Source organism: Streptomyces sp. NPDC044921 (assembly GCF_056432865.1).
The window spans coordinates 397,627-424,453 of the sequence record NZ_JBWKIF010000004.1 but is presented as its reverse complement, the minus strand read 5'-3'; the positions used below and the strand labels follow the sequence as shown (position 1 = coordinate 424,453).

Below are 26,827 nucleotides of genomic sequence, written 5' to 3'. Positions count from 1 at the left end.
CGGTCTCCTAGCTCAGCCCTTGATGCCGGTCTGCGCGATCCCCTGCACCAGCCAGCGCTGGAGGAAGAGGAAGACGAAGACCAGGGGCAGGATCGAGATGGCCGTGGCCATGAAGATCAGGTGGTAGTTGACGGTCTGGTTCGTCATGTACGACGACAGCGCCACCTGGACGGTCCAGGCACTCGGATCCTGGCCGATGACCAGGGGCCACAGGAAGGCGTTCCAGCCGTTGATGAAGGTGATCGTGGCGATGGCCGCGAAGAAGTTCAGCGAGTTCGGCACGACGACACGCCAGTAGGCGCCCCAGTAGCCGAGCCCGTCCACGCGCGCCGCCTCCTCCAGCTCCTTCGGGAACCCCAGGAAGTACTGCCGGAACAGGAAGCACGTGAAACCACTGAAGAGGCCCGGGATGATGAGACCCCGGTAACTGTCGACCCAGCCGAGGGACGACACCAGCACGAAGCTCGGCACGAAGGTGACCGCCGTGGGAACCATCAGGGTCGCCAGGACGGCGTAGAACACCTTGTTGGCGTGCTTGTAGGGGATCCGGGCGAGGCCGTACCCGGCGAGCGAGCAGATCAGCAGGATGCCGGCGGTGTGCAGGACGGCGACGACCACGGAGTTCCACAGGGAACGGGCGAAGTCGACGGTGACGTCGTCGAACGGCTCGGTGATGTTTCCCCACTGGACGGTGGTGGGGAACCACTTCCACTCCTCGCCCGTGATCTCCGGGTCCGTCATGAAGGCGTTGCGGACGATCAGGTAGAAGGGGATCAGGAACAGGACGGCGGCGACGCCGGTCGCGACGTAGAGGCCGGTGTTGCCGATGACGCCGCCGCGCCGGGGCCTGCCCGGCTTCGCGGTCTTCCCGGCCTCGGGTGCTGTGGTGGTCACTTGGACTCCTCACCCCTTCCGAAGCCCATGATCTTTCCCTGGAGCAGGGTGACGACGCAGATGAGCAGGGTCAGCACGACCGCGCCCGCGCTGCCCGCGCCGTAGTTCTGGTTCTCCCCGAGGGCCATCTTGTACAGCTCGACCAGCGGGGGCTGGCCCCAGGTGGCCTTGGAGAGCAGGTTGAAGAACTCGTCGAAGGCCTGGTACGCGGCGATCAGCAGCAGCAGGATCACCGCGGTGGACGTGGCCCGCAGCTGCGGCAGCGTGATGTGCCGGAAGGTCTGCCAGCCGGGCTTGGCGCCGTCGATGGCGGCGGCCTCGTACAGCTCCCGCGGGATGTTCTGCAGCGCCGCGAGGAACAGGATCATGAAGAAGCCCGACTGGAGCCAGAGGCGGACGGTCACGATGACCAGCCAGTACCAGGGCGGGTCGGGGCTCGCCAGCCAGGCGATGTTGTCCACGCCGAACCAGCCGAGGACGGTGTTGGCGAGGCCGAAGCGGACGCCGTTGAAGAGGGACATCTTCCAGATCAGCGAGGCGGCGACATAGCTGACCGCGGTCGGCAGGAAGAACACCGACCGGAAGAACGCCCGCATGAACCGCAGCCGGTTCACCAGCAGCGCGAGACCCAGCGACAGGGCCCAGGTCGCGGGCACGATGAACGCGGCGAACACGGTGAACGTGACGAGCGAGTTGCGGAAGTCCGTGTCGGTCAGGACCTCCTTGTAGTTGGCGAAGCCGACGAACTCGCTCGGCGTGACCGTGAACCGCGCCTCGAAGAAGCTGAGCCAGACGCTCCAGCCGATCGGCACGAAGACGAAGACGACCAGGCCGATCAGGAACGGCCCGGTGAAGAGCCAGAAGTTGAAGGTGCTGCTCGCCCCGAGGCCCCGCCGCGGCCGGTCCCGGGAGACCTTGGCCGGGGCGGGGTTCCGGGCGACCCCGGATGTGGTGGTGGTCGACATGTCGAGATCCGTCCGGCGGCCTAACCGAAGAGCTTCTTGAGCTCGGCGCCGACCTTCTTCTCGCACGCGGCGAGCTGCGCCTTCGGGTCGCCGTTCTTGCGGACGGAGTTCGCCATGACGTCGTTGAACGCGGCGATCATGGCCTGCGTCCAGCCGATGTTGTCGAAGTGGCCGAACTCGTTGAACAGCTTCACGCCCTCGGCGGGCAGGCCCGACTTCAGCTTGTCGGCGGACTCGGCGAGGGAGGTGCGCGGCGGGATGTGGAACCCGTAGGAGGTCGCGAAGTCCTCCTGGTACTGCTTCTGGTCGATCCACAGCCACTTGACGTATTCCTTGGCCGCCTCGACGTTCTTGCCCTTGGCGTTGACGAACATCGACCAGCCGCCGTTGTAGACGGACTCCTTGCCCGCGGAACCGACCTTCGGGAAGGGGAAGATGCCGATGTCGTCGCCGAGCGCCTTCTGCATGACCGGCATGGCCCACATGCCGCACCACTGGATCGCCGTCAGGCCCTGGGTGAAGGCCGAGGGGTCCCACCAGTCGGCGGGGGCGCCCAGCAGCAGGTCGCCGCTGGTGAACAGGCCACGCAGCTGCTTGAGGCCGTCGGCGACGGCGTCGGTGTTGAAGGCGGGCTTGTTGTCGGCGGTCAGGGTGTCGGCACCGGCCGACCAGATCAGGTTGTGCTGGACCGGGGTGAGGTCGTTGCCGAGGTAGGCGCCCTTGACCTTGCCGGTCTTCAGCCTGGCGGCGGCCTCGACCAGCTCCTCCAGCGTCTTCGGCACCTCGACGCCGGCCTTCTCGAACATCGACGGGCGGTAGAAGAAGAACTGCGGGTCGTCGATCATCCGGACGCCGTATATCTTGCCGTCGACGGTGTGGGACTTGATGTCGGCCTGGTTGAAGTCGTCCTTGACCGGTTCGATGATGTCCGTCAGGTCGGCCACCTGACCGCTCTTGACGAGCTGGATCTGCGGGTGGAACTCGAAGACGTCGGGCGCGTTGTCGGTGAGCAGCGCGGCGAAGAGCTTCTGCTCGAAGTTGCTGCCCGTGATCCACCGCGTGGTGACGTTGGCTTCCTTGTAGGCCTTGGCGTAGCGCTTGACGGCCTGCTCGACGCCGGCCTCGCCGTAGGCGTGGAAGTACTGGACCAGGTTCTTGCCCGAACCCGACCCGCCGCCCCGCCCGGTGTTGCCGCCGCAGGCGGCCAGTCCGCCGGCGGCGGCCAGGCCCATCGCGGCCCGCAGTACGGTTCGGCGGTCCCAGTTCATGTTGCTCGATGCCGACATGCTGACGTCCTTGTCTCGAGTACGGCTGCGGCTCTTCGGCTCACGGCCCGGTGGCGCTCGGCCCGGTGGCTCGCGCCGGATGGCTCAAAGAGGGGGTGCGGAGCGGGACGCTAGAGCTTCGACTAAGGCTTCGGCAAGGGGTTGGACGAAGTCTGTGCGAAGCGTTGTCTCCGGTTCGCGATTTCGAACGCCCGGGAGGGCCGGAGGAGTTGCCTCCGAGGCGTTCGGTGCCTCTGTCGTTACGAGGGGGGCGCGGCGGCACGGCTGCGCACCGCGGTGCGTGTGCCGTTCTTCTGCCCGACCGCCTGCAGCGCGCCCTCCAGCGCGAACGTCGCCGCGCCCAGGCACACCGAGTCGGTGGGGATCGGCGAAAGGACGATCTCGGTGGCGGCCAGCGGCCGCGGCAGCGCGTGCCGGGTCACGGCGTCACGCACCTCGTGCAGCAGCGGCTCGCCCAGGGTGCGGGCGACCCAGCTGCTCAGCACGACGATCTCGGGGTTGAACAGGTTCACCAGATCGGCGACGCCGGCGCCCAGGTAGCGGGCGGTCTCCTGGACGGCCCGGCGCGCCACCGGGTCGCCGGCCACCACGCCCCGGGCCAGCGCGTCGATGGTCGCCGTCTGGTCCTCGGGGTGCAGCAGCGCACTGTCGGGGCTCAGTTCGCGCAGGTTCAGCATGATGCCGCGGGCGCCGACGTAGGCCTCGACGCAGCCGTGGTTGCCGCACCGGCACAGGCGTCCGTCCAGCACCATCGTGGTGTGGCCCCACTCGCCGGCGCTGTTGCTCACGCCCCGGTGCAGCCCGCCGCCCAGGACGAGCCCGGCGCCCACGCCCGTCCCGAGGTTGACCACCACGGCGTTCCCGCGCCCGCGCGCGGCTCCGAACCACAGCTCGGCCACCGCGCTGGCGCGCAGCGGGTTGTCCAGGTACAGCGGGTAGGCGATGTGCTCGGTGAGCAGGTCGAGCAGCGGCACGTCGTGCCAGTCCCAGTTGGGCGCGTACTCGGCGATGCCGGTGGCCCGGTCCACCTGCCCCGGCACGCTCACGCCCACCCCGAGCACGCGGGCGCCCTCGACGCCGGCCTGGGCGACCACCGAGCCGACGGCGGTGGCCACGTGGCCCACCACCTGCTCCGGCAGGCTCTCGCTGGGCCTCACGTCCTCCTCGGCCCGGGCCAGGACGTCGAGTCCCAGGTCGAACAGCTCGACGTGGACGTACGTCTCGGCGATGTCGACGCCGATCAGCGCGCCGCCCGACGAGTTGACCGCGACCAGGCCCCGGGGGCGGCCGCCGGCCGAGTCCTCGAAACCCACTTCCGTGATCATGCGGAGGTCGAGCAGCTCGCCGACGAGGGTGGCGACCGTGGCGAGGCTGAGGCCGGTGGCGGCCGCCAGCTCCTGCCGGGAGGTGGGGGACGCCGCGATGATCTGGCGCAGCACCTCGTAGCGGTTCGCGGTGCGGATGTCGCGTGATGTGCGCTTCACCGGGTGCCCATCCCTTCCCAGACCGGCTCGGGCCGGGTCGACGTCGGCACCGGCGCGGCGCAAGGCTATGGGCTGCCGTGGACTTTCGACAAGGGGTTTGGAAAGGGGCTTTATAAAGTGCGGGCCGGGGGCGGCGTCCGATGCCCCGGAGTGGCTCGCCCATGATGCATCAGGCAGCGGAGCGGGAGGCCTCCGGGGTGGGAGGCCGGGTGCGCCGGGCGGGCGCCGCCCCGGCGGGCAGGGCGGCCGTGTCTTCGTACGTGCCGCGGGTCAGGCGGCTGGCGCGGCCGCGGACGCCGGGCCGCCCGCCTGTCCCGGCCGGCTCTCCGCGGCCTCGAACAGCTCCCTCGTGCCCGTCAGGTCGAGCAGGCGTCCCACCGCCGTTCCGCAGGAGCGGACGGTGACCGCCTTGTCCTGCCCGAGGGCGCGCGTGCGCAAATCCAGGAGCACGCCGAGACCGGAGCAGTCGCAGAAGCCGACCGCGTCCAGGAAGAGGTCGATGCCGGTGCCGGACACGGTGAGGGCGCTGTGGAGTTCGGGCAGGAGCCGCCGGGCGCCCAGATCCAGCTCGCCGTGCAGGGTCACGCGCATCCGCTCGCCGTCCGGTGTCACGTCCAGGGCCGCCATGCAGGGCGGCAGCTCCGCGGCCGCCCCGTCGCTCGCCGTGCCCGCGGCGCCCCCCTCGGGGTGCGGCCGCGCGGGGTGCGCGGACTCCGGCATGGCTGTCGCTCCCTCTTCCGTTCGCCCTGCCTCCGGTTCCAGCCTTGCCCCTCTACCCCAAATCCGTCAGCCGATACATGAAACGCAGTACGTGTTTTTGGGTGCGCGAATGTTCGGTCAGTAGAGTGGGGGCATGGATGGAGTGCCCGAGCCACACACCGGATGGACGTTCCTCACCAACCACGCCCGGGTGCTGGCGGCCATCGCCGACAACCACAGTGCCCGGATCAGGGACATCGCGGCCCACTGCCGGCTCACCGAACGCGCTGTCCAGAAGATCATCTCCGACCTGGAGCGGGACGGGTACCTCTCCCACACCCGGGAGGGCCGTACGAACACGTACCGGATCGACCCCGGCAAGGTGCTGCGCCACCCCGCCGAGGCCGGCCTGACCGTGGCGTCCCTGCTGTCGCTGCTGCTGCGGGACGAGGCGGACCGCGCCGTGTTCCCGGACGCCCCCGACCGGCCGCACGCCACGGCCTGACCGGGACGGCCGGCGGTGCGGGGCCGGTCCACCGGCACCGCTTCCCTCCGGCCGTGCCCACGCCCCGGCCCGCCGTACACCGCGGCGTGCCCTACGCCCCGGTCAGCACGTCCCGCACGAAGGCGTTGGCGAACGTGCCGCGCGGGTCCAGCTCCCGGGCCAGCGACCGGAAGTCGTCCAGACGCGGGTACAGCGCGCCCAGGGCAGCGGCGGGCAGGGTGAACACCTTCCCCCAGTGCGGCCGCGCCCCGAAGGGGGCCAGCGCCTCCTCCACCCGCCGCACCACCGGCAGCACCGCACGGGTGTCCGCCACCCACGTGAAGTGCACCGCCACGGTGTCCCGGCCGTAGGACGGGCTCAGCCACTGGTCGTCGCCGGCGACGGTGCGCACCTCGCAGGTCTGCAGCACGGGGGCGACGGTGTCCCTGATCGCGTCGAGCGCGCGCAGCATCTCCACGGCGTGCCCGCGTGGCAGCAGGTACTCCGACTGCAGTTCCTCCCCGCTGCTGGGCGTGAACTCCGCCCGGAAGTGCGGCAGCCGCTCGTGCCACGGGCCCGGCACGCCGAACTGTTCGGTGCAGTTGACCGCCGGCATGCCCGGCACCGGGTGCAGCTTCTCGGTGGCCGGAGCGGCCCACGGGAAGGCGGGCAGCGGCTGGTCGGTGCGCCGCTTGAGCCACACCTGCCGGAAGCCCGGCGCGCGCCAGTCGGTGAACAGGCTGACGCTGTACGCCGTCGCCATCACCGTCTCGAACACCCCCGGGTCGAGCCCCTCCAGCGGCAGTTCGGTGAACAGGTGCTGCTCCACCTCGTAGGCCGGCTCCAGGTCGAGGGTGAGGGCGGTGACCACGCCCAGCGCGCCGAGCGACGTCACCGCCCCGCCGAACCGTTCCTCGTCCCGGCCGACGACCACGGTCGAACCGTCGGCCGTGACCAGCTCCACCTCCCGGACGGGCGCCGCGAGCGGCCCGTTGAGCACCCCGGAGCCGTGCGTGCCGGTCGCGACCGAACCGGCCACCGAGATGTGCGGCAGGGACGCCATGTTGGGCAGCGCGAGCCCGTGCGCGTGCACCCGCCGGGCCAGTTCCGTGTAGCGCACGCCGCCGCCGGCCCGGACCGTGCGCGCGGCGGTGTCCACCTCCACCTCCGGGGGCAGGTCCGCCAGCGACAGCAGGACGCCCTCGGCTCCGGGCTCGGCTATCGCGTTGAACGAGTGCCCGCTGCCCAGCACCCGCACCCGGTCGCTGCCGGAGACGAGCGCGCGCAACGCGTCGAGCGAGCCCGGCCGGTGCAGTTCCTTCGCCGCGTAGGTGATGTTGCCGGCCCAGTTGGTCACGGTCCCGTTCATCGCGTCGTCCTTCCCCGAGGCAGCGGGGACCGGGAAAGCCCCCGCCGGAACCTACCCCGGCCGCCGTCCATTGCCGCCGCCGCCCGGGGCGGCCTACCGTGGAGGCGTAGTAGAGAGCGGTTTCTGCGGTTCGCCGGGGCCGCTCGCCCGGGTGTCACGAGTGGGAAGGTCACCTCCTTGAGCCAGCGCCCCCAGGCACTGTTCGCCATGGCCGCCGAGCACGTGCCGCAGCTCTTCCCGCCCGAGGTGCTGGCCCGGCTGCGGACGTCCCTGGACCTCGACCCCGCCCTCGTGGCAGGGGACTTCACCGAGCCCGCCGTACTCGACGCCCTCGCCCGGACCGAGATCCTGGTGACCGGCTGGGGCTGCCCCCGGGTGGACGAGCCGGTCCTGGACGCGGCTCCCCGGCTGCGCGCGGTGCTGCACTCGGCCGGGTCGGTGAAGCCCTTCGCCACCCCCGCGCTCTTCGAGCGCGGCATCGCCGTCTCCTCGGCGGCCGCCGCCAACGCGCTGCCGGTCGCCGAGTACACCCTCGCCATGATCCTGCTCGCCGGGAAGGATGTCCTCGCCGCCCGCGAGCGGCTGCGCGCCACCCGGGTCCCGGCGGGCTGGGGCGTCCGGGCCGGCATCGGCAACCACGGCCGCCGCGTCGGCGTGATCGGCGCCTCCCGCATCGGCCGCCGCGTCCTCGAACTGCTGCGCCCCTTCGACCTGCGGCCCGCCCTCACCGACCCCTACGTCGACGAGCGGGAGGCCGCACGGCTCGGCGTCCCCCTGCTGCCGCTCCACGAACTGCTGCGCACCAGCGACATCGTCACCGTCCACGCCCCCGCGACGCCCGAGACCCGCCACCTGATCGGCCGCCGCGAACTGGCTCTCATGCCCGACGGCGCGACGCTGATCAACACCGCCCGGGGCGCGCTGGTCGACCACGACGCCCTCGTGGCGGAACTGCGCGCCGGGCGCCTGACCGCGGTCCTCGACGTCACCGACCCCGAACCGCTCCCGGCCGACTCGCCCCTGTACGACCTGCCCGGGGCGTTCGTCACCCCGCACCTCGCGGGCTCGCAGGGCAACGAGCTGGTCCGGCTCGGCCTGGCCGTGACCGAGGAGGCGGAACGGCTGGCGGCGGGGGACGCTCTGGCCCACCCCGTCGACCCGGCGGCCCTGGACCACACGGCCTGACGGCGACCCCGGCGGCCGCCGGGGCGGGCTCGCCGCTCGCCCGGGCCGTGATCGCCGACGGCGGCCGGGCCCTCGCGGCCCTGGTCGTCCGGCTCGCCGCGCGGGGCGTCGCCGTGGACGACGTCGTGGTGGCGGGCGGCACGGTGCTCGCCCAGCCCGCGCTGTACGAGGCGTTCACCGCCGCCCTCGCCGAGGCCCTGCCCGCCGCGCGCCCGCACCGTCTGCGGATGCCGCCGGTGGAGGGGGCGCTGGCGCTGGCCCGTTCGCTCCCGTGCGCCGGGCGGCCGCCGTTCACCGTCCCGGCCCCGCCCGTTGGCCGGACCCTCCCCGCGGGGTCACGGCCCGGCCGTAGATCCTCGCCCGGGCCGGCAAAAGCCCTGTTCACCGGCACAGGCACCGGCTCGGGGGGACCCGGTACCGCCCACGCACACCCAGGGGCATACCGTGAGGAGTCGTACGTCCGAGCCGGGAGGAGACACGGGATGGGCAGCGGCAGCCGTACCGCGCTGGTCGAGGATCTGATGGAGCGGTTCCCGCACGTCCCGCGGGAAGCCGTCTTCAAGGAGGACCTGCTCCGCGGTGGCGTGGCCTTCGACCCGTCGGCGCTCAGCGACAACGAGGACGGCGAGGTCAAGCCGAAGTCGTACTTCATCTTCTCCTTCGACCACGGCACCCTGCCCGAGCTGGGCGAGGCCGCGCTGCGCCGCCCGCCCGAGGAGATCATCCTCACCGGCGGCCCCTACGACCTGCGCCGCACGGTCGTCTCGGTCCGGGTGAATCCCGCCTCGCCCTACCGCGTCGCCGCGAACGAGGACGGCGTGCTCGGCCTCTACCTGGACGGGAAGCGCATCTCCGACGTCGGCGTGCCGCCGATGCCCGAGTACTACCGGCACACCCTGGCCAGCGGGAAGTCGGTCATGGAGGTCGCCCCGACCATCCAGTGGGGCTACCTGATCTACCTGACCGTCTTCCGGGTCTGCCAGTACTTCGGCGCCAAGGAGGAGTGCCAGTACTGCGACATCAACCACAACTGGCGCCAGCACAAGGCCGCGGGCCGCCCCTACACGGGCGTGAAGGACGTCGAGGAGGTCCTGGAGGCCCTGGAGATCATCGACCGCTACGACACGGCGAGGACCTCCACCGCCTACACCCTCACCGGCGGCGCCATCACCAAGACGGTCTCCGGCCGCGACGAGGCCGACTTCTACGGCCACTACGCCAAGGCCATCGAGGAGCGCTTCCCCGGCCGCTGGATCGGCAAGGTCGTCGCCCAGGCGCTGCCGCGCGACGACGTCCAGCGCTTCAAGGACTACGGCGTGCAGATCTACCACCCCAACTACGAGGTGTGGGACGAGTACCTGTTCAAGATGTACTGCCCCGGCAAGGAGCGGTACGTCGGCCGCGACGAGTGGCACAAGCGGATCCTGGACTCCGCGGAGGTCTTCGGCGCCCGCAACGTCATCCCGAACTTCGTCGCCGGGGTCGAGATGGCCGAGCCCTTCGGCTTCAAGACGGTCGACGAGGCCATCGCCTCCACCACCGAGGGCCTGCGCTTCTTCATGTCGCACGGCATCACGCCCCGCTTCACCACCTGGTGCCCGGAGCCGACGACCCCGCTCGGCAAGGCCAACCCGCAGGGCGCGCCGCTGGAGTACCACATCCGCCTGCTCCAGGCCTACCGGCAGACGATGGAGGACTTCGGCCTCTCCTCGCCCCCCGGCTACGGCCCGCCCGGCGCCGGCAACGCGGTCTTCTCGGTCAGCTCCTTCATGGACAGCCTGCCCGCGGACGAACCCGTCGAGGTCTGAACCGGCCCGTTCGAGACGGACCGGCCTGCCGTACGTATGCACTGCCGGAGCCGTGGATCAGGATTTGAATACGCCGCTTGTCAGTTGTGTCGGAAGCGTGAAAAACTCCTCCCCCCCCCGAGGTTTCCCCCAACTCCAATGCCGACATGGTGAGTTGACCTCGCTTGCGGATGCAGGAGACTCATGCCCGACCTGCCGACCCCTCAGGACGCCACCGAGGCCGCGCTGTTCTCGGAGTGCTGGGACGCGGTCCTCGCCTACGCCGACCTGTGCACGTCCGGCTCGACGGCCGCCGCGCAGCTCGCCCGTGAGGCGTTCGCACACGGCATACGCGAGGCCCGCGCGGCCGAGGCCGGGCCCGTAAGGGGCGCCGGCCGCCGCCCCGCACGGCTGCCCCGCATACCCCTGCTGCTGACCTCCGTGCGCACCACGGCGGCGGCCTGGGAGGAGGGCGGGCAGGGCCACAAACTCGACCCCGACCTGCGGCTGTGGCTCAACTCGGACAAGGCCGCCCGGTACACCGGGCCCCCGCTGCGGCGCCCGCTCGCCCTGCGCGGTCTGCGCGACCTGCAGCAGGCGGACGCCGAACTGCTGTGGCTGGCCGAGGTGGAGGCGCTGCCGCTGTCCGTCGTCGCCCGGCGCCTGGGCCTGGACCCGGCCACCGCCGCCGAGGAACTGGCGCAGGTGCGCACCCTGTTCCGGGACCGCTGCCACCGCAACCACCTCGACACCCCCATGGACGCCCGCTGCCGCAGCTACGCCCGGCTGCTGGACGCCGTCACCCGCTCGTCGGACGCCGACACCCCGGACGACCTCTCCCGGCACCTGGCCACGTGCGTGGAGTGCGCCGAGGCCGCCGCCTGCCTGCGCCTGCACGGCGGGGGACTGCCGGGGGCGCTGGCCGGCGGGGTGATCGGCTGGGGCGGTCTCGCCTACCTGGAGCGCCGCCGCCGCGCCGCCGAGGTGCGGCTCGGCGCGGGCCGACCCGGCGCGGCCGACCGGGCGGCCGAGGAGGCGGAGGAGGGGGCGCAGAAGGCACGCGTCGCCCGCAACGGCCTCCTGGTCGCCGCCGTCCTCGTCTCCGCCCTGGCGCTCGGCGTCTCCCTGATGCCCTTCGGCGGCTCCGGCGACGACCTCGGGGCGCGCGACGGCGGCCGCCAGCCCGTGGCCGACCCGGGCCCGTCGCTGCCCTCCGCCCCCGCGCTGCCGCCCGCCACCTCCCAGCCGGCCGGCCGGGCCACCGGTGACACCGGCGAGCCGGACACGCCCCGCTCCTCGCAGAGCAGCAACCGCCACACCGAACCGCAGGGCACCGCCTCGCCCACCGCGCCGACCGCGCCCGCCGAGCGCGGCAAGCCCACCTGCCGCGTCGAGTACGACCTGGTCAACCAGTGGCCCGACGGCTTCCAGGCCACCGTCAGCGTCACCAGCGCCGCCGCCCTCGACTCCTGGCGCGTGTCCTGGTCGTTCCGGGACGGCCAGCAGGTCGGCCAGATGTGGGACGCCTCCGTCTCCCAGGACGGCTCCCGCGTCACCGCCACCGCGGCCGACTACAACAAGTCGGTTCCCGCGGGCGGCGACCTGGCCTTCGGCTTCCTCGCCTCCTGGCGCGGCAAGAACTCCCCGCCGTACGACTTCACGCTGAACGGCCGGGCCTGCGCGAAAAGCGGTTGACGCGGCCGGGCCGGTACCGGATACGGTGACGCCGGTCGCTGCCGCAGGAGCACGACCGGTCGAGGAACGAGGAGGTGTTGACCGATGGCTGTCATTGCGATGAGCGCTGCCCGCATCCAGTCCGTCACGTCCACCTCCATGGCCACCGGCTGATCCGACCCGTCGTCGAGCCGGGGCCGACCTTGGAAAGGGTCACCCTTGACTTCCAGCTCCGCCTCTTCCGTTTCCTCCGCGCTCACCCCCTACGGCTGGGACGACGCGTGGGCGGACGAGTTCGCCCCCTACGCCGCCGAAGGGCTGCTGCCCGGACGCGTCATCCGGGTCGACCGCGGGCAGTGCGACGTCGTCACCGCCGACGGTGTGCTGCGCGCCGACACCGCGTTCGTCACCCCACACGACCCGATGCGGGTCGTGTGCACCGGCGACTGGGTCGCCGTCGAACCCGGCGGCAACCCGCGCTACGTCCGCACCTACCTGGAGCGCCGCACCGCGTTCGTCCGCTCCACCTCCTCCAAGCGGTCCGAGGGGCAGATCCTCGCCGCCAACGTCGACCACGCCGTCGTCGCCGTGTCCCTCGCCGTCGAACTCGACCTCGGCCGCGTCGAGCGGTTCCTGGCCCTCGCCTGGGAGTCCGGGGCGCAGCCCGTCGTCGTCCTCACCAAGGCCGACCTCGTCCCGGACGCCGTCACCCGTTCCCACCTCGTCCAGGACGTGGAGACCAGCGCGCCCGGCGTGCCGGTGGTCCCCGTCAGCGCGCGGGACGGGGAGGGGCTCGACGTGGTCGCGGCGATCGTCGCCGGCGGTACGTCCGTGCTGCTCGGACAGTCCGGCGCGGGCAAGTCGACCCTCGCCAACGCGCTCCTCGGCGAGGACGTCATGGACGTCCGGGCCACCCGGGACGTCGACGGCAAGGGCCGCCACACCACCACCACCCGCAACCTGCTCGCCCTGCCCGGCGGGGGCGTCCTGATCGACACGCCCGGACTGCGGGGCGTGGGCCTGTGGGACGCCGAGACCGGCGTCGGCCAGGTGTTCTCCGAGATCGAGGACCTGGCCGAGCGGTGCCGCTTCCACGACTGCGCCCACGAGGCCGAACCCGGCTGCGCGGTGCTCGCCGCCGTGGACTGCGGTGAACTGCCTGAGCGGCGGCTGCGCAGCTACCGCAAGCTGCTGCGCGAGAACCAGCGCATCGTCGCCAAGACGGACGCCCGCCTGCGTGCGGAGATCCGCAAGGACTGGAAGCGGAAGGGGGCGATCGGCAGGGCGGCGATGGAGGCCAAGCGGGGAGCGCACCGGCGCTCCTGACCGCGGTGTCCGATTTCCGCCAGCGGATGCCCCGCCGACGGCGGAGACTGGACCCGTGAGCGACCAGGGAACGGACGAGGACACCAGGTACGAGGCCGTGCGCAGCCGGGACGCCCGTTTCGACGGCGTGTTCTTCTTCGCCGTCGAGACGACCGGCATCTACTGCCGGCCCAGCTGCCCCGCGGTCACCCCGAAACGGGCCAACGTACGGTTCTTCGCCACGGCCGCCGCCGCGCAGGGCGCGGGCTTCCGGGCCTGCCGGCGGTGCCGCCCGGACGCCGTGCCCGGCTCCGCCGAGTGGAACGTCCGCGCGGACGTGGTGGGCCGGGCCATGCGGCTGATCGCCGACGGCGTCGTCGACCGGGAGGGCGTCGCCGGGCTCGCCGCCCGGCTCGGCTACAGCGCACGGCAGGTGCAGCGGCAGCTCACCGCCGAGCTCGGCGCCGGACCGGTCGCCCTCGCCCGGGCCCAGCGGGCCCACACCGCGCGCCTGCTGGTGCAGACCACCGAGCTGCCGATCACGGAGATCGCGTTCGCCTCCGGCTTCTCCAGCGTGCGGCAGTTCAACGACACGATCCGCGCGATCTACGCCTCCACCCCGAGCCGGCTGCGCTCCGCCGCCGCCTCGCGGGGCGGCCGGACCCGGCGCACCGCCACCCCCGGCACCGGGATCCCGCTACGGCTCGCCCACCGCGGCCCCTACCAGGCCGGACCCGTCTTCGACCTGCTGGAACGCGAGGCCGTGCCCGGCGTCGAGGAGGTGAGCGGCCCGCCCGGCACGCGCACCTACCGGCGCACCCTCCGCCTGCCCTACGGCACCGGCATCGCCGCCGTCGGCGAACGCCCCGGCGCCGCCCGCACCGCGGCCGGCGCCCACCCGGGCGGCTGGCTCGACGCCCGGCTGCACCTCACCGACCCCCGCGACCTGACCACCGCCGTCCAGCGGCTGCGGCGGCTGTTCGACCTCGACGCCGACCCCTACGCCGTCGACGAGCGGCTCGGCGCCGACCCGCGGCTCGCGCCCCTGGTCCGCGCCCGGCCCGGCCTGCGCTCGCCCGGCGCCGCCGACCCGGAGGAACTCGCGGTGCGCGCACTGGTCGGGCGCACGGCGGCGGAACGCCTGGTGCGCCGGTACGGCAAGGCCCTCGACGCCCCCTGCGGAAGCCTCACCCACCTCTTTCCCGAGCCGGCCGTCCTCGCGGGGGCCGAACCCGGCGCCCTCGGCGCGCTGGCCACCGCCCTCGCCGACGGCGCCGTACGCCTCGACCCGGGTGCGGACCGGGACGCGGCACAGGACGCGCTGCTGGCCGTGCCCGGCCTGGACGCCCGTACGGTCGCCGAGATCCGCACCCGCGCCCTCGGCGACCCGGACGTCGCCCCGCCCGGCCTCGACACCCCCGGCACGTGGCGCCCCTGGCGCTCGTACGCCCTGAACCACCTGCGCGCAGCAGGGGAGTGGGAGCTCCGATGACCCGGCCGACCTATTGGACGAGCGTGCCCAGCCCCCTCGGGCCGCTCCTGCTCACCGCCGCCCCGACCGGCGAGCTGACCTCGCTGTCCGTGCCCGGGCAGAAGGGCGGGCGCGAGGTGCGCGACGACTGGCGGCGGGACGCCGGGCCCTTCCGTGCCGCACAGGAGCAGCTGGCCGCGTACTTCGCCGGGGACCTGAAGGAGTTCCGGCTGGCGTGGCGCACGGAGGGCACACCCTTCCGGGAGCGGGTGTGGGCCGCACTGGACGACATCCCCCACGGCTCGACCGTGACGTACGGCGAGATCGCCCGGCGGATCGGGGCGCCCCGGGCGGCCGTGCGGGCCGTCGGCGGCGCGATCGGAGCGAACCCGCTGCTCGTGGTCCGCCCGTGCCACCGGGTGATCGGGGCCGACGGCACCCTGACCGGCTACGCGGGCGGCCTGGACCGCAAGGTACGGCTGCTGACGCACGAGGGGGTGCTCCGGCCCCCGCCGGGGGCGGGTGCGGACCCCCGCATCAGCCCCAGAGGACCGCGCCCAGCCACGCCGCCGCGATCAGCTGGCAGGTGAAGAGTTCCGCCAGGATGCCGGAGCCCCCCATGCGCATCACGGTGCGCAGGGCCGACCTCGCCTCGGCGTGGCGGCCCAGCCGGACCCGTTCGAAGAGGTAGACGCCGGCCAGGAAACCGGGGATCGCGCCGAGGACGGGAAGCAGGACGAAGCCGACGGTGGAGCCGGCTCCGGCGCAGGCCAGCATGCGGCGGCCGGTGCGGTTCGCGCGCAGCCTCCTGGGGGGCAGCGCCCAGCGCACGGCCTGGGAGACGAGCAGGAGGAGCGTGGCACCGACCAGCACCCACCAGGCGAGGGGCTGCGGGTCCGTCAGCGCCCACCACAGGAGCGCGGCCCACACCAGCAGCGATCCCGGCACCGCGGGCAGCAGCACTCCGCACAGGCCGAGCAGGATGACCAGCCCGACCAGCAGGAGGTCCCACACTCCCATCTGACCAGCCTGCCGGAACACCGAAGAAGCCGCAGGTCAGCAGGTGGCCGGGACCCGGACCCGCAGGTCAGCCGCCCGCGGCCGCGAGGAGAGCTGGTTCGCACGGCCGTTCTACGGCTCACTCGACGCGCGGGGTACGGCGAGGTGACGAGCCGGTTTTTTCCACAAGCCCCGTTTTCATCCCGCTCGCGCGGTGGACAATTACCGGCATGAGCCAGCAGGGGGGAAGGCCCACCGGTCACGAGGACGACTGGTGGGGGCAGTTGTACGACGACTCCACCGGCGACACGGGCCCGGCACCGGCCCCCGATTCCCTGGACGACCGCTTCGCCTCGGCGGCGGGGACGGTGGGCGGCCCGGAGACCGGATCCGCCGGCCGCGGCCGGAGACTCGGCCCGCCGGACGGTCCGCCCCGGCGGTCCGCCGAAGCGGAACCTGAGCCACCGGGGTGGGCCGCCGGTGTGGAGCCGACGGTTCCGGGGCCCCGGTCCGGGGCGGACGACATGCCGGGCGCCCGGCACCCCGCAGGCGGTGCCCCACATCGGGCGCCCTGGGAACCGCCACCCGCCCGGCCCACGGGCCCGGTGACCTTCCCGACGGCGTCCCGCCCCCCGAACCGCGGGGACTCCGCTCCCGCGAGGCCACCCCAGGGCCCGCCCGCACCCGGCGGTACGCCCACGTCGGACCCGGGGGACCCCCGGACGGAGCCGACCGAGACCTCGCGCACACCCCCGGGCCCCGCGGCCCCGCCCGCCGGGGGCGAGGCGGCTTGGGGAGGCCGGGGGGAGGATCTCGGGGCGTCGTCGGGGGCTGCGGGGGCACCCTCGCGTCCTGCCTTTCCGCCTGCCGGGGGTGATGTGGCTTGGGGAGGCCGGGGGGAGGATCGCGGGGCGTCGTCGGGGGCTGCGGGGGCACCCTCGCGTCCCGCCTTTCCGCCTGCCGGGGGCGATGTGGCTCGGGAAGACCCGGGTGCGGCCCCCGGGGCATCGGACCGGGCTCCGGGGACGGCCGCGGGTTCCCGGACCTCGTCCGCCGGAGCCGACGGGTCCTCCGCTGGCCTGGCGGACCTCCCCGGATCTCCGGGCAAGACCACCGGCTCCGGCGCCTTGCCCGGCCGGGGCGGTGTCTCCTCGGACGCCTCGGGGGAGGCGCCCGGGGCGGCGGACCGCTCCGCGCGGACGCCCCCGGTGCCGCCGTCCGTTCCCCCGCCACCTCCCACGGCCCCTCCGGGCCGACCCGACCTCGAACCCCCTTCCGGTCGCCGCGACCCCGAACCACCGTCCGGCCGTCGCGACTGCGAACCCCCTTCCGATCCTCGCGACTCCGACCCCCCTCCCGGCCCTCGCGACCCCGAACCTCCGTCCGGCTCGGCGGCCGACCCGTCCCGGGGCGGCGCACCTCCCTCGGCGGCCGGCTGGCTCGCTCCACCGGCGCCGGCCGACCCGCCGGCCGTGACCCCGGGCGCGGCCGAAAGGCCCTCCGTGTCCGCGCGGCCCATCAGGCCTGACGGGCACCCCGGGTCTGAGGGGCCTGCCGGGATGACCACCGGGTCCGCGGGGCCGGCCAGGTCGACCTCGGGGGCCGCCGGGCCGGCTGGAGTTCCGCCCGTGCCGCCGGCCGCCGCCGGACCGCCGCCGTCCGCACCCCCGGGTGTCCCCGGGCCGTCGTCCGTGCCCCCTGCTGCCGTCGGGCCGTTGCCCGCGGCGCCCGGCGGGTTCGCCGCCGAGTCCGGCGGCTCCGGACCGCGGATCGAGCCGCCCGAGTCCGTGCCCCGGGCCCGGGGCCACGTCGGATCGCGGCCTCCCACCTACGACGCCGAACCCACCGCCCTCCCGCCCGCCGACCCGGACGACCTCGGCGACCTGGTCGCGGACACCGTGCTCGACGGGGCCCGCTACGGGGTCTGCACGTTGCGGGCGGCGTCCGTGCGCGGGGACTCCGCGCGGTACCGGGGGGAGCCGCGGCGCGACGCGCTGCTCACCGCCCGGTTCGGAACCGGCGAGCACGCGTTGCTGCTCGTGGCCGTGGCGACCGGCGCCCGGACCGCTCCGGGGGCGCACCGGGCCGCCGCCGAGGCCTGCCAGTGGATCGGCCGGGCCGTCGGACGCAGCCACGCGCGGCTCGTGGAGGACATAAGGGGCGGCCGGCGCGGTGACCTCAAGTCAGGTCTGCACCGCCTCACCGACCGCAGTCTGGGCAGACTCCGCGCCAGCGCCTCCGAACAGGGAGTCGAACCGGACCAGTACGCGGCCAGCCTGCGCTGCCTGCTGCTGCCCGCCGACCCCGAGTGCCGGACGCGCGTGTTCTTCGGCGTCGGCCCGGGCGGACTGTTCCGGCTGCGGGAGGGGGAGTGGCAGGACATCGAGCCGCAGGTCACCGACGTCCGGGGCGAGGCGGTCGTGGGCTACGGGTCGCCGCCGCCCGAGACGCCCGAGGGCGACCGGCTCACCATGGACCTGGGCATCCCGACCCCGCCCAGCCCTTACGAGCCCGCCCCCGAGCCGCCCCGGGAACCCTTCCGCTTCCGCACCTCCGTCGCCCGCCCGGGTGACACGCTCCTGATGTGCAGCGGCGGGCTCGCCGAGCCCCTGCGCGGCGAACCCGAACTGGGCGAGTACCTGGCCGAGCGGTGGTCCCGGCCGGAGCCGCCCGGCCTCGCCGCGTTCCTCGCCGACTCCCAAGTGCGGGTCAAGGGTTATGCCGACGACCGTACGGCCGCGGCCGTTTGGGAGGCGTGAGCGCCCGCCCTGTGACTTGATGGAACCCGGAGGGATCCCAGGAGACCGAAGGGGCAGACGAGAACCATGGCCAAACAGAACGTCGCGGAACAGTTCGTCGACATCCTGACCCGCGCCGGCGTGAAACGCCTCTACGGCGTCGTCGGCGACAGCCTCAACCCCATCGTCGACGCGGTCCGCCGCAACTCCGCCATCGACTGGATCCACGTCCGGCACGAGGAGACCGCCGCCTTCGCCGCCAGCGCCGAAGCACAGATCACCGGCGGCCTCGCCGCCTGCGCCGGCTCCTGCGGCCCCGGCAACCTCCACCTCATCAACGGCCTCTACGACGCCCACCGCTCGATGGCCCCGGTCCTCGCCCTCGCCTCGCACATCCCCTCCAGCGAGATCGGCCTCGGCTACTTCCAGGAAACCCACCCCGACCGGCTGTTCGCCGAGTGCAGCCACTACAGCGAGATGATCTCCAGCCCGCAGCAGATGCCGCGGCTGCTGCAGACCGCCATCCAGAACGCCGTCGGCCGCAGTGGCGTCAGCGTCGTCACCCTGCCCGGCGACATCGCCGACCGGCCCGCCCCGGAGCAGGCCGCCGAGACCGCCCTGGTGACCTCCCGGCCCACGGTCCGCCCCGGCGACGCCGAGATCGACCGGCTGGCCGAGATGATCGACGAGGCGGGCAAGGTCACCCTCTTCTGCGGCAGCGGCACGGCCGGGGCGCACGCGGAGGTCATGGAGTTCGCCGGGAAGATCAAGTCACCGGTCGGGCACGCCCTGCGCGGCAAGGAGTGGATCCAGTACGACAACCCCTACGACGTCGGCATGAGCGGACTGCTCGGCTACGGCGCCGCCTACGAGGCCACCCACGAGTGCGACCTGCTGATCCTGCTCGGCACCGACTTCCCCTACAACGCCTTCCTCCCCGACGACGTGAAGATCGTCCAGGTCGACATCCGGCCGGAGCACCTGGGCCGCCGCTCCAAGCTGGACCTCGCGGTCTGGGGCGACGTACGGGAGACACTGCGCTGCCTGATCCCGCGGGTGAAGGAGAAGACGAACCGCCGCTTCCTCGACCGGATGCTGAAGAAGCACGCCGACGCCCTGGAGGGCGTGGTGAAGGCGTACACCCGCAAGGTCGAGAAGCACACGCCGATCCACCCCGAGTACGTGGCGTCCGTGCTCGACGAGGTCGCCGCCGACGACGCCGTGTTCACCGTCGACACCGGCATGTGCAACGTCTGGGCCGCCCGCTACATCTCGCCCAACGGCCGCCGCCGCGTCATCGGTTCGTTCTCCCACGGCTCGATGGCCAACGCCCTGCCCATGGCGATCGGCGCGCAGTTCACCGACCGCAAACGGCAGGTCGTGTCGATGTCCGGCGACGGCGGTTTCTCCATGCTGATGGGCGACTTCCTGACGCTGGTGCAGTACGACCTGCCGGTCAAGGTCGTCCTCTTCAACAACTCCTCCCTGGGCATGGTCGAGTTGGAGATGCTGGTCGCCGGGCTGCCCTCGCACGGCACCGCCAACAAGAACCCCGACTTCGCGGCCGTCGCCCGTGCCTGCGGCGCCTACGGCGTGCGCGTCGAGAAGCCCAAGGATCTCGCCGGGGCGCTGAAGGACGCCTTCAAGCACAAGGGCCCGGCCCTCGTCGACGTCGTCACCGACCCCAACGCGCTGTCCATCCCGCCGAAGATCAAGGCCGAGATGGTGACCGGGTTCGCCCTGTCCGCCTCCAAGGTCGTGCTGGACGGCGGGGTCGGCCGGATGCTGCAGATGGCCCGCTCCAACCTGCGCAACGTGCCCCGGCCGTAGGGCAGTCAGCGGTACGGCGTCCACCGGCGCGCCGAGGTGTCGTACGTGTAGCGGGGCAGGCCGGTGATGCCGCTGGTGCGGAACGGGCGGCCGGCGTCGTCGATGCGGACGGTGCCGCTGCGGCCCTGGGAGGACCAGTCCAGCTCCAGGTACCAGCGGCAGTCGCAGCCCCGCGTCCGGGCGTTGACCAGCAGCACCTCCGGGTCCCGCGCCGAGACGCGGTACGGCATGCTCACCGCCGGGATCGGCGTGCCGGCGTCGCTCCCGGCGACCGCGCGGACGATGGGGCGGTCCTTGTCCAGGTCCACGTCGAAGGAGCGCGGGGTGATCGAACCACCACAGCCCTGGTCCATGGCGTAGGCGTTGCCCTGGACGGGGTCCGACCGCCCGGCCACGCGCACGCGCAAGGCGTCCAGCACGACGGCCGTGTCGCTGCGCCCCTGCAGGGACAGCCGCACGAGGGTCTCGCCGCCGTGCACCGCGCTCTGCGTCGCCGCCCAGACCCCGGCGTCCTGGGGGACAGGGGGCGGCGGGACCCGGGCCGGGGGCTTGTCGACCACGTAGTCGTGACCGCAGCCCAGCTTCCAGGCCTGGGAGTCGGCGGACCAGGTGAGGGGCGCGGCCCGGTCCGCACCGCCCTTCGGCGGGGCGGTGGTGCGGGCGGACGGCGCCGGGGCGGGCTTCCCCTCTCCCTTCCCCTTCTTTCTCTCCTTTTCCTTCTCCTTCGGGCCGGTGGAGGGCGCTGAGCGTTCGGGGTCCGGGGAGGTGCTCGGTGAGGGCGAGGCACCGCGCCCCTCCGGGTCCCCGGTGCCCCTCGCCCCGGGGGTGGCCGGACCGGCTTCACGCGCACGGTCGTCGGCGGCCGCGCGCCGTCCGTCCGGCAGCGCGGCCAGACTCACGAGGGTCGCGAGCACGGCACAGGCAGCGGCCAGCCCGGCCGCGAGACGCCTGCGGCGGTACCAGGGGCGGCGGGGGAACGCGGCTTCGGCGGCCGGCGGGAGCAGGGGGTCCGCTTCGGCCGTCGGCTTCTCCTCCTCCTCCGCCCTCTCAGCCTTCTCTCCCTTCTCCGCCTTCTCCTCCCTGGGGGTGTGTGCCGTGCCCGGGGCGTTGGTGGCGCCCGCGCCGCGCGGTCGCTGTCGGGCCGCCGCCGCGAGCAGCCAGCGGCGGTGGAGGTCCAGGCGTTCCTCGGACGAGGCCCCGCACAGGGCCGCGAACCGTTCCACCGGGGCGAAGTCGAGGGGGACCGCCTCGCCCGCGCAGTAGCGGTGCAGGGTCGAGGTGTTCATGGCCAGGCGGCGGGCCAGCGAACCGTAACTGCGGTCCGTGCGCTCCTTCAGTGCCCGCAGCAGTGCCGCGAACTCCGCGACGTCGTCCGCGTCGTCCCCGTCGTCCGCGCCGTTCACGTCGTCCCGTGTCGACACCGTGCCCCCGTCTCCTAGGTGCGAACCGGCCCGGGACGGCATCCCAGGCACCCGTGTACCTGCACGTCAGGAGGGCTGGGATGGTTCCACCCCGCTGGATCGGGCGCCGGCTGTTGCGCCCGCCCCCTGTGACCGCTGATGCTCTTGGTGTCGCCACCGGCCAGGCCCGCCCGACCGACGGGCGTCGTCGCCGCGGCACACCGCATCCACGCACCGACCCACGGGGGACACCCATGTCCATGCGCATCCGAGCAGGCGCGCTCACCGCACTCACCGCCGCCGCCCTCACGGCCGGCACGGTCCTCACGGCACCGGCCGCCGGCGCCGCGCCGAAGGCCGCCCCACCCAAGTTCCTGTCGGCGTCCCAGCTGCCGCCGCACCCGACGTCGTCCTGGACCGCGGGCCCGGTCACCGAAGGGTTCCCGGAGGCGCTCGGCTTCTGCGTCAGCACGGAGGGCGTGTCCTCCTACGACTACCGGCACCGGGAGTTCCGGACCGACCTGGACACCGGCGCCGTGCAGCTGACCGTCGTGGCGGACACGGCCGCCCTGGCCAAGGCCCTGGCGAAGCACTACGACGACCTGATCCGCACCTGTGCCGACCGCATCGAGAAGTCCGACCCGGACGTCGAGGCCGAGGGCCGGGACTACGGCAAGCTGCCGGTCGAGGAGGGCGCCCGCGTCCGCGGGCTGCACACCGAGACCTCCTGGGGCGCCACCGACATCTCCCTGATGTCCGTCGGGCGGGACGGCAGGACCGTCACCGTCGTGCAGTGGGGGCAGATGGGTGACTTCGACGACGCGCCCGTGGCCGCCTTCAAGAAGACGACGACCACCGCCGTCAACAAGCTGTACTGACGGGCGAACACCGGAGAGGGACCGGGGTCGTCCTCCCGCCACGGGGGTCGGGAGGACGGCCCCGTACCGGTCGGTGCCCCGGGAACACCGTCGTACTTCGGCCAACTTCACCGCGGCGGCGGGCCCGTGGTCCGCCGCCCCGGTTCACCGCCGGGTACGCAGGGATCGGCAGCCGGCCGTCGGCACATCGTCCGATCTCCGGCGGTCAGGATCCACCCACGCCCCCGAACCGGCTACCCTCTTGTCCCCCGCCTCGTCCGCGCCGCCCTGCTCGGCGGCCCGCCCCCGGCGCCTCCGGCCGTCCCCGCGTGGCCGAACACCTGGTCGTTGACGATTCGACATGACTGCCGCGTGCCCCACGGGGCATGGATCCCCGTGAACGTGTTCGAGCAGGAGGGGAACCGACATCGGCGCGCGGGCGGGGGTCATGGAGAGGCAAGCACGAGGAGGCGGTCCCATAGCGATCGGGGCCTTCTCGGCGAAGACCGTGGAGGACAGGACCGACGACGTCACGGAGCGGGAAGCGGCGCCCCAGCTGAGGCGCCGACTGGGCAGGTCGGACCTGCGAGCCGTACCGGAAGCCCGCAGGGCCCTGCGGGAACTGCTCGGGCGGTGGGGAGAACCGGGGCGGTCCGGCCTCTCCGACGTGGCGGAGCTGCTCACCAGCGAACTCGTCACCAACGCGATCGTCCACACCGATCACGACGCGGTCCTGACGGCCACCGTCGGACCCCGCGGACTGCACGTGGAGGTACGGGACTTCGTGGCCCGCAGACCCCGGTTGCGGACGCCGGTCCCCGACGACAGCACGAGCGGCAGGGGCCTGTTCCTGGTGCAGTCCCTCGCGGACGCCTGGGGAGTCCGGCCGCACGGCGTGGGCAAGGCCGTCTGGTTCGAGCTGGAGGCCGGGGCGGCGTGAACGCCGAAGGGGGCGCGGCCCGCAGGCCACGCCCCCTTGCCGTCGCGGTGCCGCCCGGCTAGCCGAACTGCTGCTCCAGGTCCTTGAGCTTGCGCTCCAGGGAATCCAGACGCGGCAGCGCCATGGTGTCGTCCTCCGCGGTGAGGTCGACGGTCACGGGGTCATTCCCTTTGCGCACGGGCTGCAGGGAGGGACGCGAGCGGACGGGCAGTTGCTCCGGCCCGGATATGGCAGGCTCCGCGGTGACCTGCGAGGAGCCGCGCTCCACCTGCACCTCCAGCTGCCGGCCGCCGCCGCGGCCGAGGTGGCCGCGGTGACCGCGGCTGATCGCCTTCAGCTGGGCCCGCTCCACGCGCTGCTGGTCGCGGCGCCGCTGCCGTTCGGCGTCCTTCCTGCGCTTGTCCTCGCGGACCTCGTCGACCGCCTCGTCCAGGCTGCGCACACCCTCCAGCAGCATCAGCGACCAGGCCTTGTAGGTCTCCCGGGGCGCCCGCAGCCAGCGCACGATACGGATCTGCGGCAGCGGACGCGGCACCAGGCCCTGCTCGCGCAGGGCGGCCCGGCGGGTCTGCTTCAGGGCGCGGTCGAACAGGACCGCGGCGGAGAGGGACATGCCGGCGAAGAAGTGGGGGGCGCCGTCGTGGCCGACGCCCCGGGGCGCGTGCACCCAGTTGAACCAGGCGGCGGCGAAGGCGAACGTCCAGACCAGTATCCGCGACCCGAGCGCCGCGTCACCGTGGCTGGCCTCGCGCACCGCGAGCACGGAGCAGAACATCGCCGCGCCGTCCAGGCCGAACGGGACGAGGTACTGCCAGCCGCCGGTCAGGCCGAGGTTCTGCTCGCCGAAGCCGACCAGGCCGTGGAAGGAGAGCGCGGCGGCGACGGCCGCGCAGCAGAACAGCAGGACGTAGGAGACGGTGCCGTAGACGGCTTCCTTGCGTCTGCGGCGTTCCTCGCTGCGCTCCCAGGAATCGTCCGCGCTCGTGTCCTTGACCGAGGAGCGCTTGCCGCGCGCGAGCACCGCCACCGCCGCCAGCATGCCCAGGAGAAGCACGGCGCCCGGAAGCAGCCAGTTCAGCGATATGTCGGTCAGTCTCATGTGGGTGGTCCCTTGCATGGGGATAGGGCGTAACGCCCGCCATAGTGGCCCAATCCCACCGGCCCTCATCGGGTTTCGGGGCAAGAGGCCGCCAAGGAAGTGCAAGGGGATGCCCAGGGCGGCGTTCTGCTCGAACTGCCGCTTGAGGGGCGGGAGTTGAGTTCGAACAAGACTACCCGTACGAGTGGTTCTCCGGAAAGTTCCCGTGACTCGTGGGGAAGTTGTGAATCGCCTGTGGGCGTGTGGGTGTCCGCTTCCGCGATGATCCTACGGGAAGCGGGGAGGGGCTACTGTCGACGGTGTGTCAACTGGCCGTGGCCACCAGCTTGTCGACCCGGTCGGCGTCGCAGGTGCGCGGGCAGGTGGCGCAGGTGTCCTCGGGGCGCAGCGTGTAGAACATGCAGCAGCTCGCGCGGTCCCGGGTGCGCAGCGGTTCGCCGCCGGGGCCGGTCAGCTCGCGGAACGCGGCCGTGCCGACGTACGGCTTGGTCGCGCCCGGCAGGAGCAGCTCCAGCTCGCGCATCGCGCGCCGCTCCTCCAGCTCGCCGAGGAGCCGGCCGACGTACCACAGGCCCTCGACGATCTCGTCGGTCGCCATGCCCCACAGGGCCCGGCCGCGGCGCCGCATCCGGGGACCGAAACCGGTCAGGACCGGCTCCAGGTGCTCGGCGACCGCCGACCGCACCTCCGCGCGCAGGGCCTCCTCGTCCGCCACGACCCGGGAGCCGGGCAGCGCGGCGGCCTCGTCACCGGGCAGGCAGGCGAAGCCGGCCGGGCGCACGGCCAGGTGCCCCAGGGCGTGGGCGGGGTCGGTGCGGTCGTAGGAGACGTGCGTCACGGGGTAGCGGGGCACGCGGCGGTGCAGGAACCACGGCACGGTGATCAGCAGGCAGGCGGGCCAGGCGTAGCGGTGCAGGCCGAAGCTGGCGACGACGTCGGGGCGGGCCTGCCGGTCGTAGTCCCGGCGGATCTGGTCCTCGTCCCAGGCGAGGAAGGCGTCGAGGCCGGACCCGGCCGCGGCGAGGTCGGCGGCGGCGACCCAGCCGCCGCCGTGCGGGGCCGGTTGCTCCGGGGCGAGTTCGGTGACGGTGAGTCCCGGGAGGACCTCGGCCAGGCGGGTGTAGGCGCCGGAGACGGCCGAACGGGTCGCGGGCATGTGATCACCGATCCGTGTCTGTAGACGGTCCCGTGAGGGCAAGTCCTGAAGGTAAGGCTTACCTTACCGAAGATCGCCGGGATTTGAACTGGGGGCCGGTGCGCTTATCGTGCTTGACGGGCGAGTAACAACCCGCCGTAATGACCCCAAGTACCGATACGTCCGGAGGAGGACCCGTGAAGCAGGGCGCGCAGGGCTCCGCCGGGACGGGGGTCCCGCAGGTCCGCGCGGGAGCGCAGCAGGTCCGCGCGGAGGCGGCCGGGCAGGCCGGGGTGCCCCAGCAGGCCGGGGCCGTACGCGGGGAGCACACGCATTCCGAGCCCCCGGCGCCGGCCGTGGCCCGGGCGCGGCCGGTGGTGCAGCGGTCCTCGGTGCGGGGGCAGGTCCTCGACGCGCTGCGGGCCGCTCTGGTGGCCGGTGACCTGCGGCCCGGGGAGGTGTACTCGGCGCCGGTGCTGGGGGAGCGCTTCGGGGTGTCGGCGACGCCGGTGCGCGAGGCCATGCAGCAGCTGGCGCTGGAGGGCGCGGTGGAGGTGGTGCCCAACCGCGGGTTCCGGGTCGTCGAGCGGGGGACACGGGACCTGGCGGAGCTGGCCGAGGTCCGGGCGCTGATCGAGGTGCCGGTGATGCTGCGACTGGCCCGGACGGTGCCCGCCGAGCGGTGGGCCGAGCTGCGCCCGCTGGCCGAGGCGACGGTCCGCGCGGCGTCCTCGGGGTGCCGGGCGACGTACGCGGAGTCGGACCGTGGGTTCCACCGGGCGGTGCTGTCCCTGTCCGGGAACCGGCAGCTGGTGCGGATCGCGGAGGACCTGCACCGCCGGGCGCAGTGGCCGCTGGTGGGGGGCGGGCCCGGGGGGCGGGGGCGCGCAGACCTGGTGGCGGACGCGCACGAGCACACGGCGCTGCTGGACGCGCTGATCGCGCGGGATCTGGACGTGGTGCGGGCGCTGGTGGGGGAGCATTTCGCGGGTGCGGCGGGGTGCGGGTAGCGCCTGACGGTGGGTGGGGGGTCGGGTCCGCGCCGGGGGGTGTCCGTCCTCGGAACGGCGTGCTGGGGTTGCGTGGCGGCTGACTGTGCGTTGACGCGCCAACCGCGGAGACTCCCCGGCACGGCCCCTTCCGTGCGTCGGCGGCCGCGGGTGCGTTGCGGGTGCGGGCGGTGACTCGTGGCGGCCGCGGTTTGGCGGGCGGCCGCCATCGTCGGA

22 protein-coding genes are annotated in these 26,827 nt (G+C 73.4%); 12 read left to right on the top strand and 10 right to left on the bottom strand.

Features of this window, described 5'->3' with window-relative positions; genetic code table 11:
- Window positions 1–12 precede the first annotated feature (12 nt).
- The 5 genes from AC07DA_RS09110 to AC07DA_RS09090 form a co-directional block, all read right to left on the bottom strand.
- Window positions 13–894 carry a carbohydrate ABC transporter permease gene (locus AC07DA_RS09110; protein ID WP_479125994.1) on the bottom strand — a complete coding sequence of 294 codons (882 nt, stop codon included), beginning with the start codon at window positions 892–894 and terminating at the stop codon, window positions 13–15.
- On the bottom strand, window positions 891–1,859 hold the full coding sequence (locus AC07DA_RS09105; RefSeq protein WP_479125992.1) for a carbohydrate ABC transporter permease: 969 nt from the start codon (window positions 1,857–1,859) through the stop codon (window positions 891–893). The genes AC07DA_RS09110 and AC07DA_RS09105 overlap by 4 nt, the downstream gene beginning before the upstream one ends.
- Window positions 1,860–1,879: 20 nt before the next feature.
- Window positions 1,880–3,145: an ABC transporter substrate-binding protein gene (locus tag AC07DA_RS09100; RefSeq protein WP_479125989.1), complete on the bottom strand. Its 1,266-nt coding sequence runs from the start codon at window positions 3,143–3,145 to the stop codon at window positions 1,880–1,882.
- Window positions 3,146–3,384: 239 nt separating this feature from the next.
- The gene (locus tag AC07DA_RS09095; protein ID WP_479125988.1) at window positions 3,385–4,629 is read right to left on the bottom strand and encodes an ROK family transcriptional regulator; all 1,245 of its coding nucleotides are present in this window, start codon (window positions 4,627–4,629) and stop codon (window positions 3,385–3,387) included.
- Window positions 4,630–4,899: 270 nt separating this feature from the next.
- A complete protein-coding gene (locus AC07DA_RS09090) occupies window positions 4,900–5,349 on the bottom strand; it encodes an STAS domain-containing protein (RefSeq protein WP_479125987.1) in 450 nt (149 codons plus the stop codon).
- 133 nt (window positions 5,350–5,482) lie between these two features.
- Between AC07DA_RS09090 and AC07DA_RS09085 the strand changes: the two genes are divergently transcribed.
- Window positions 5,483–5,833: a helix-turn-helix transcriptional regulator gene (locus AC07DA_RS09085; protein WP_479125985.1), complete on the top strand. Its 351-nt coding sequence runs from the start codon at window positions 5,483–5,485 to the stop codon at window positions 5,831–5,833.
- Window positions 5,834–5,924: 91 nt separating this feature from the next.
- Here AC07DA_RS09085 and AC07DA_RS09080 read toward each other — a convergent pair whose 3' ends face one another.
- Window positions 5,925–7,181: a D-arabinono-1,4-lactone oxidase gene (locus tag AC07DA_RS09080; protein ID WP_479125983.1), complete on the bottom strand. Its 1,257-nt coding sequence runs from the start codon at window positions 7,179–7,181 to the stop codon at window positions 5,925–5,927.
- Between the two features lie 177 nt (window positions 7,182–7,358).
- Here AC07DA_RS09080 and AC07DA_RS09075 point away from each other — a divergent pair, with 177 nt between their 5' ends.
- From AC07DA_RS09075 to AC07DA_RS09050, 6 genes are all read left to right on the top strand, one after another.
- Window positions 7,359–8,366, top strand: a complete 1,008-nt coding sequence (locus tag AC07DA_RS09075; protein ID WP_479125981.1) for a hydroxyacid dehydrogenase — start codon at window positions 7,359–7,361, stop codon at window positions 8,364–8,366.
- Window positions 8,367–8,848: 482 nt separating this feature from the next.
- The gene (locus AC07DA_RS09070; protein ID WP_479126115.1) at window positions 8,849–10,174 is read left to right on the top strand and encodes a radical SAM protein; all 1,326 of its coding nucleotides are present in this window, start codon (window positions 8,849–8,851) and stop codon (window positions 10,172–10,174) included.
- Window positions 10,175–10,357: 183 nt separating this feature from the next.
- Window positions 10,358–11,848 (top strand): cellulose binding domain-containing protein, encoded by a 1,491-nt coding sequence (locus tag AC07DA_RS09065; protein WP_479125979.1) that lies wholly within the window; start codon window positions 10,358–10,360, stop codon window positions 11,846–11,848.
- A 198-nt stretch (window positions 11,849–12,046) separates the two neighbouring features.
- Window positions 12,047–13,153: a ribosome small subunit-dependent GTPase A gene (gene rsgA / locus AC07DA_RS09060; RefSeq protein ID WP_479125977.1), complete on the top strand. Its 1,107-nt coding sequence runs from the start codon at window positions 12,047–12,049 to the stop codon at window positions 13,151–13,153.
- Between the two features lie 55 nt (window positions 13,154–13,208).
- Window positions 13,209–14,624 carry a DNA-3-methyladenine glycosylase 2 family protein gene (locus tag AC07DA_RS09055; protein WP_479125976.1) on the top strand — a complete coding sequence of 472 codons (1,416 nt, stop codon included), beginning with the start codon at window positions 13,209–13,211 and terminating at the stop codon, window positions 14,622–14,624.
- Window positions 14,621–15,193: a methylated-DNA--[protein]-cysteine S-methyltransferase gene (locus AC07DA_RS09050; RefSeq protein ID WP_479125975.1), complete on the top strand. Its 573-nt coding sequence runs from the start codon at window positions 14,621–14,623 to the stop codon at window positions 15,191–15,193. The genes AC07DA_RS09055 and AC07DA_RS09050 overlap by 4 nt, the downstream gene beginning before the upstream one ends.
- Here the strand turns inward: AC07DA_RS09050 and AC07DA_RS09045 are convergent.
- Window positions 15,141–15,623, bottom strand: coding sequence for a DUF456 domain-containing protein (locus AC07DA_RS09045; protein WP_479125973.1), 483 nt, complete (start codon window positions 15,621–15,623; stop codon window positions 15,141–15,143). The genes AC07DA_RS09050 and AC07DA_RS09045 overlap by 53 nt on opposite strands.
- A 1,058-nt stretch (window positions 15,624–16,681) precedes the next feature.
- Here AC07DA_RS09045 and AC07DA_RS09040 point away from each other — a divergent pair.
- Both AC07DA_RS09040 and AC07DA_RS09035 read left to right on the top strand, forming a co-directional pair.
- Window positions 16,682–18,361: a protein phosphatase 2C domain-containing protein gene (locus AC07DA_RS09040; protein ID WP_479126113.1), complete on the top strand. Its 1,680-nt coding sequence runs from the start codon at window positions 16,682–16,684 to the stop codon at window positions 18,359–18,361.
- A gap of 66 nt (window positions 18,362–18,427) precedes the next feature.
- On the top strand, window positions 18,428–20,170 hold the full coding sequence (locus tag AC07DA_RS09035) for a pyruvate dehydrogenase (RefSeq protein WP_479125972.1): 1,743 nt from the start codon (window positions 18,428–18,430) through the stop codon (window positions 20,168–20,170).
- Window positions 20,171–20,175: 5 nt separating this feature from the next.
- On the opposite strand, the gene AC07DA_RS09030 is transcribed toward AC07DA_RS09035, so the two are convergent.
- Entirely contained in the window at window positions 20,176–21,591 is a 1,416-nt protein-coding gene (locus AC07DA_RS09030; protein ID WP_479125970.1) for a helix-turn-helix domain-containing protein, read from the bottom strand.
- Window positions 21,592–21,824: 233 nt separating this feature from the next.
- Here AC07DA_RS09030 and AC07DA_RS09025 point away from each other — a divergent pair, with 233 nt between their 5' ends.
- Together AC07DA_RS09025 and AC07DA_RS09020 are read left to right on the top strand one after the other, a co-directional pair.
- Complete coding sequence (locus AC07DA_RS09025; RefSeq protein ID WP_479125969.1) at window positions 21,825–22,448, top strand: hypothetical protein; 624 nt, start codon at window positions 21,825–21,827, stop codon at window positions 22,446–22,448.
- Window positions 22,449–22,935: 487 nt separating this feature from the next.
- Entirely contained in the window at window positions 22,936–23,367 is a 432-nt protein-coding gene (locus AC07DA_RS09020) for an ATP-binding protein (protein ID WP_479125967.1), read from the top strand.
- A gap of 58 nt (window positions 23,368–23,425) precedes the next feature.
- Here AC07DA_RS09020 and AC07DA_RS09015 read toward each other — a convergent pair whose 3' ends face one another.
- Entirely contained in the window at window positions 23,426–24,466 is a 1,041-nt protein-coding gene (locus AC07DA_RS09015; RefSeq protein ID WP_479125965.1) for a DUF2637 domain-containing protein, read from the bottom strand.
- A 304-nt stretch (window positions 24,467–24,770) separates the two neighbouring features.
- Complete coding sequence (locus AC07DA_RS09010; protein WP_479125963.1) at window positions 24,771–25,622, bottom strand: (2Fe-2S)-binding protein; 852 nt, start codon at window positions 25,620–25,622, stop codon at window positions 24,771–24,773.
- A 176-nt stretch (window positions 25,623–25,798) separates the two neighbouring features.
- On the opposite strand from AC07DA_RS09010, the gene AC07DA_RS09005 reads away from it, so the two are divergent.
- Window positions 25,799–26,611, top strand: a complete 813-nt coding sequence (locus AC07DA_RS09005; RefSeq protein ID WP_479125960.1) for a GntR family transcriptional regulator — start codon at window positions 25,799–25,801, stop codon at window positions 26,609–26,611.
- The last annotated feature ends 216 nt before the right edge of the window (window positions 26,612–26,827 follow it).

Bases quoted from the DNA above. Each gene is read 5' to 3' on its own strand.
- AC07DA_RS09105 (WP_479125992.1), bottom strand. From the start codon at position 1,859: ATGTCGACCACCACCACATCCGGGGTCGCCCGGAACCCCGCCCCGGCC.
- AC07DA_RS09100 (WP_479125989.1), bottom strand. From the start codon at position 3,145: ATGTCGGCATCGAGCAACATGAACTGGGACCGCCGAACCGTACTGCGG.
- AC07DA_RS09090 (WP_479125987.1), bottom strand. From the start codon at position 5,349: ATGCCGGAGTCCGCGCACCCCGCGCGGCCGCACCCCGAGGGGGGCGCC.
- AC07DA_RS09085 (WP_479125985.1), top strand. From the start codon at position 5,483: ATGGATGGAGTGCCCGAGCCACACACCGGATGGACGTTCCTCACCAAC.
- AC07DA_RS09080 (WP_479125983.1), bottom strand. From the start codon at position 7,181: ATGAACGGGACCGTGACCAACTGGGCCGGCAACATCACCTACGCGGCG.
- AC07DA_RS09070 (WP_479126115.1), top strand. From the start codon at position 8,849: ATGGGCAGCGGCAGCCGTACCGCGCTGGTCGAGGATCTGATGGAGCGG.
- AC07DA_RS09065 (WP_479125979.1), top strand. From the start codon at position 10,358: ATGCCCGACCTGCCGACCCCTCAGGACGCCACCGAGGCCGCGCTGTTC.
- AC07DA_RS09050 (WP_479125975.1), top strand. From the start codon at position 14,621: ATGACCCGGCCGACCTATTGGACGAGCGTGCCCAGCCCCCTCGGGCCG.
- AC07DA_RS09045 (WP_479125973.1), bottom strand. From the start codon at position 15,623: ATGGGAGTGTGGGACCTCCTGCTGGTCGGGCTGGTCATCCTGCTCGGC.
- AC07DA_RS09035 (WP_479125972.1), top strand. From the start codon at position 18,428: ATGGCCAAACAGAACGTCGCGGAACAGTTCGTCGACATCCTGACCCGC.
- AC07DA_RS09025 (WP_479125969.1), top strand. From the start codon at position 21,825: ATGTCCATGCGCATCCGAGCAGGCGCGCTCACCGCACTCACCGCCGCC.
- AC07DA_RS09015 (WP_479125965.1), bottom strand. From the start codon at position 24,466: ATGAGACTGACCGACATATCGCTGAACTGGCTGCTTCCGGGCGCCGTG.
- AC07DA_RS09010 (WP_479125963.1), bottom strand. From the start codon at position 25,622: ATGCCCGCGACCCGTTCGGCCGTCTCCGGCGCCTACACCCGCCTGGCC.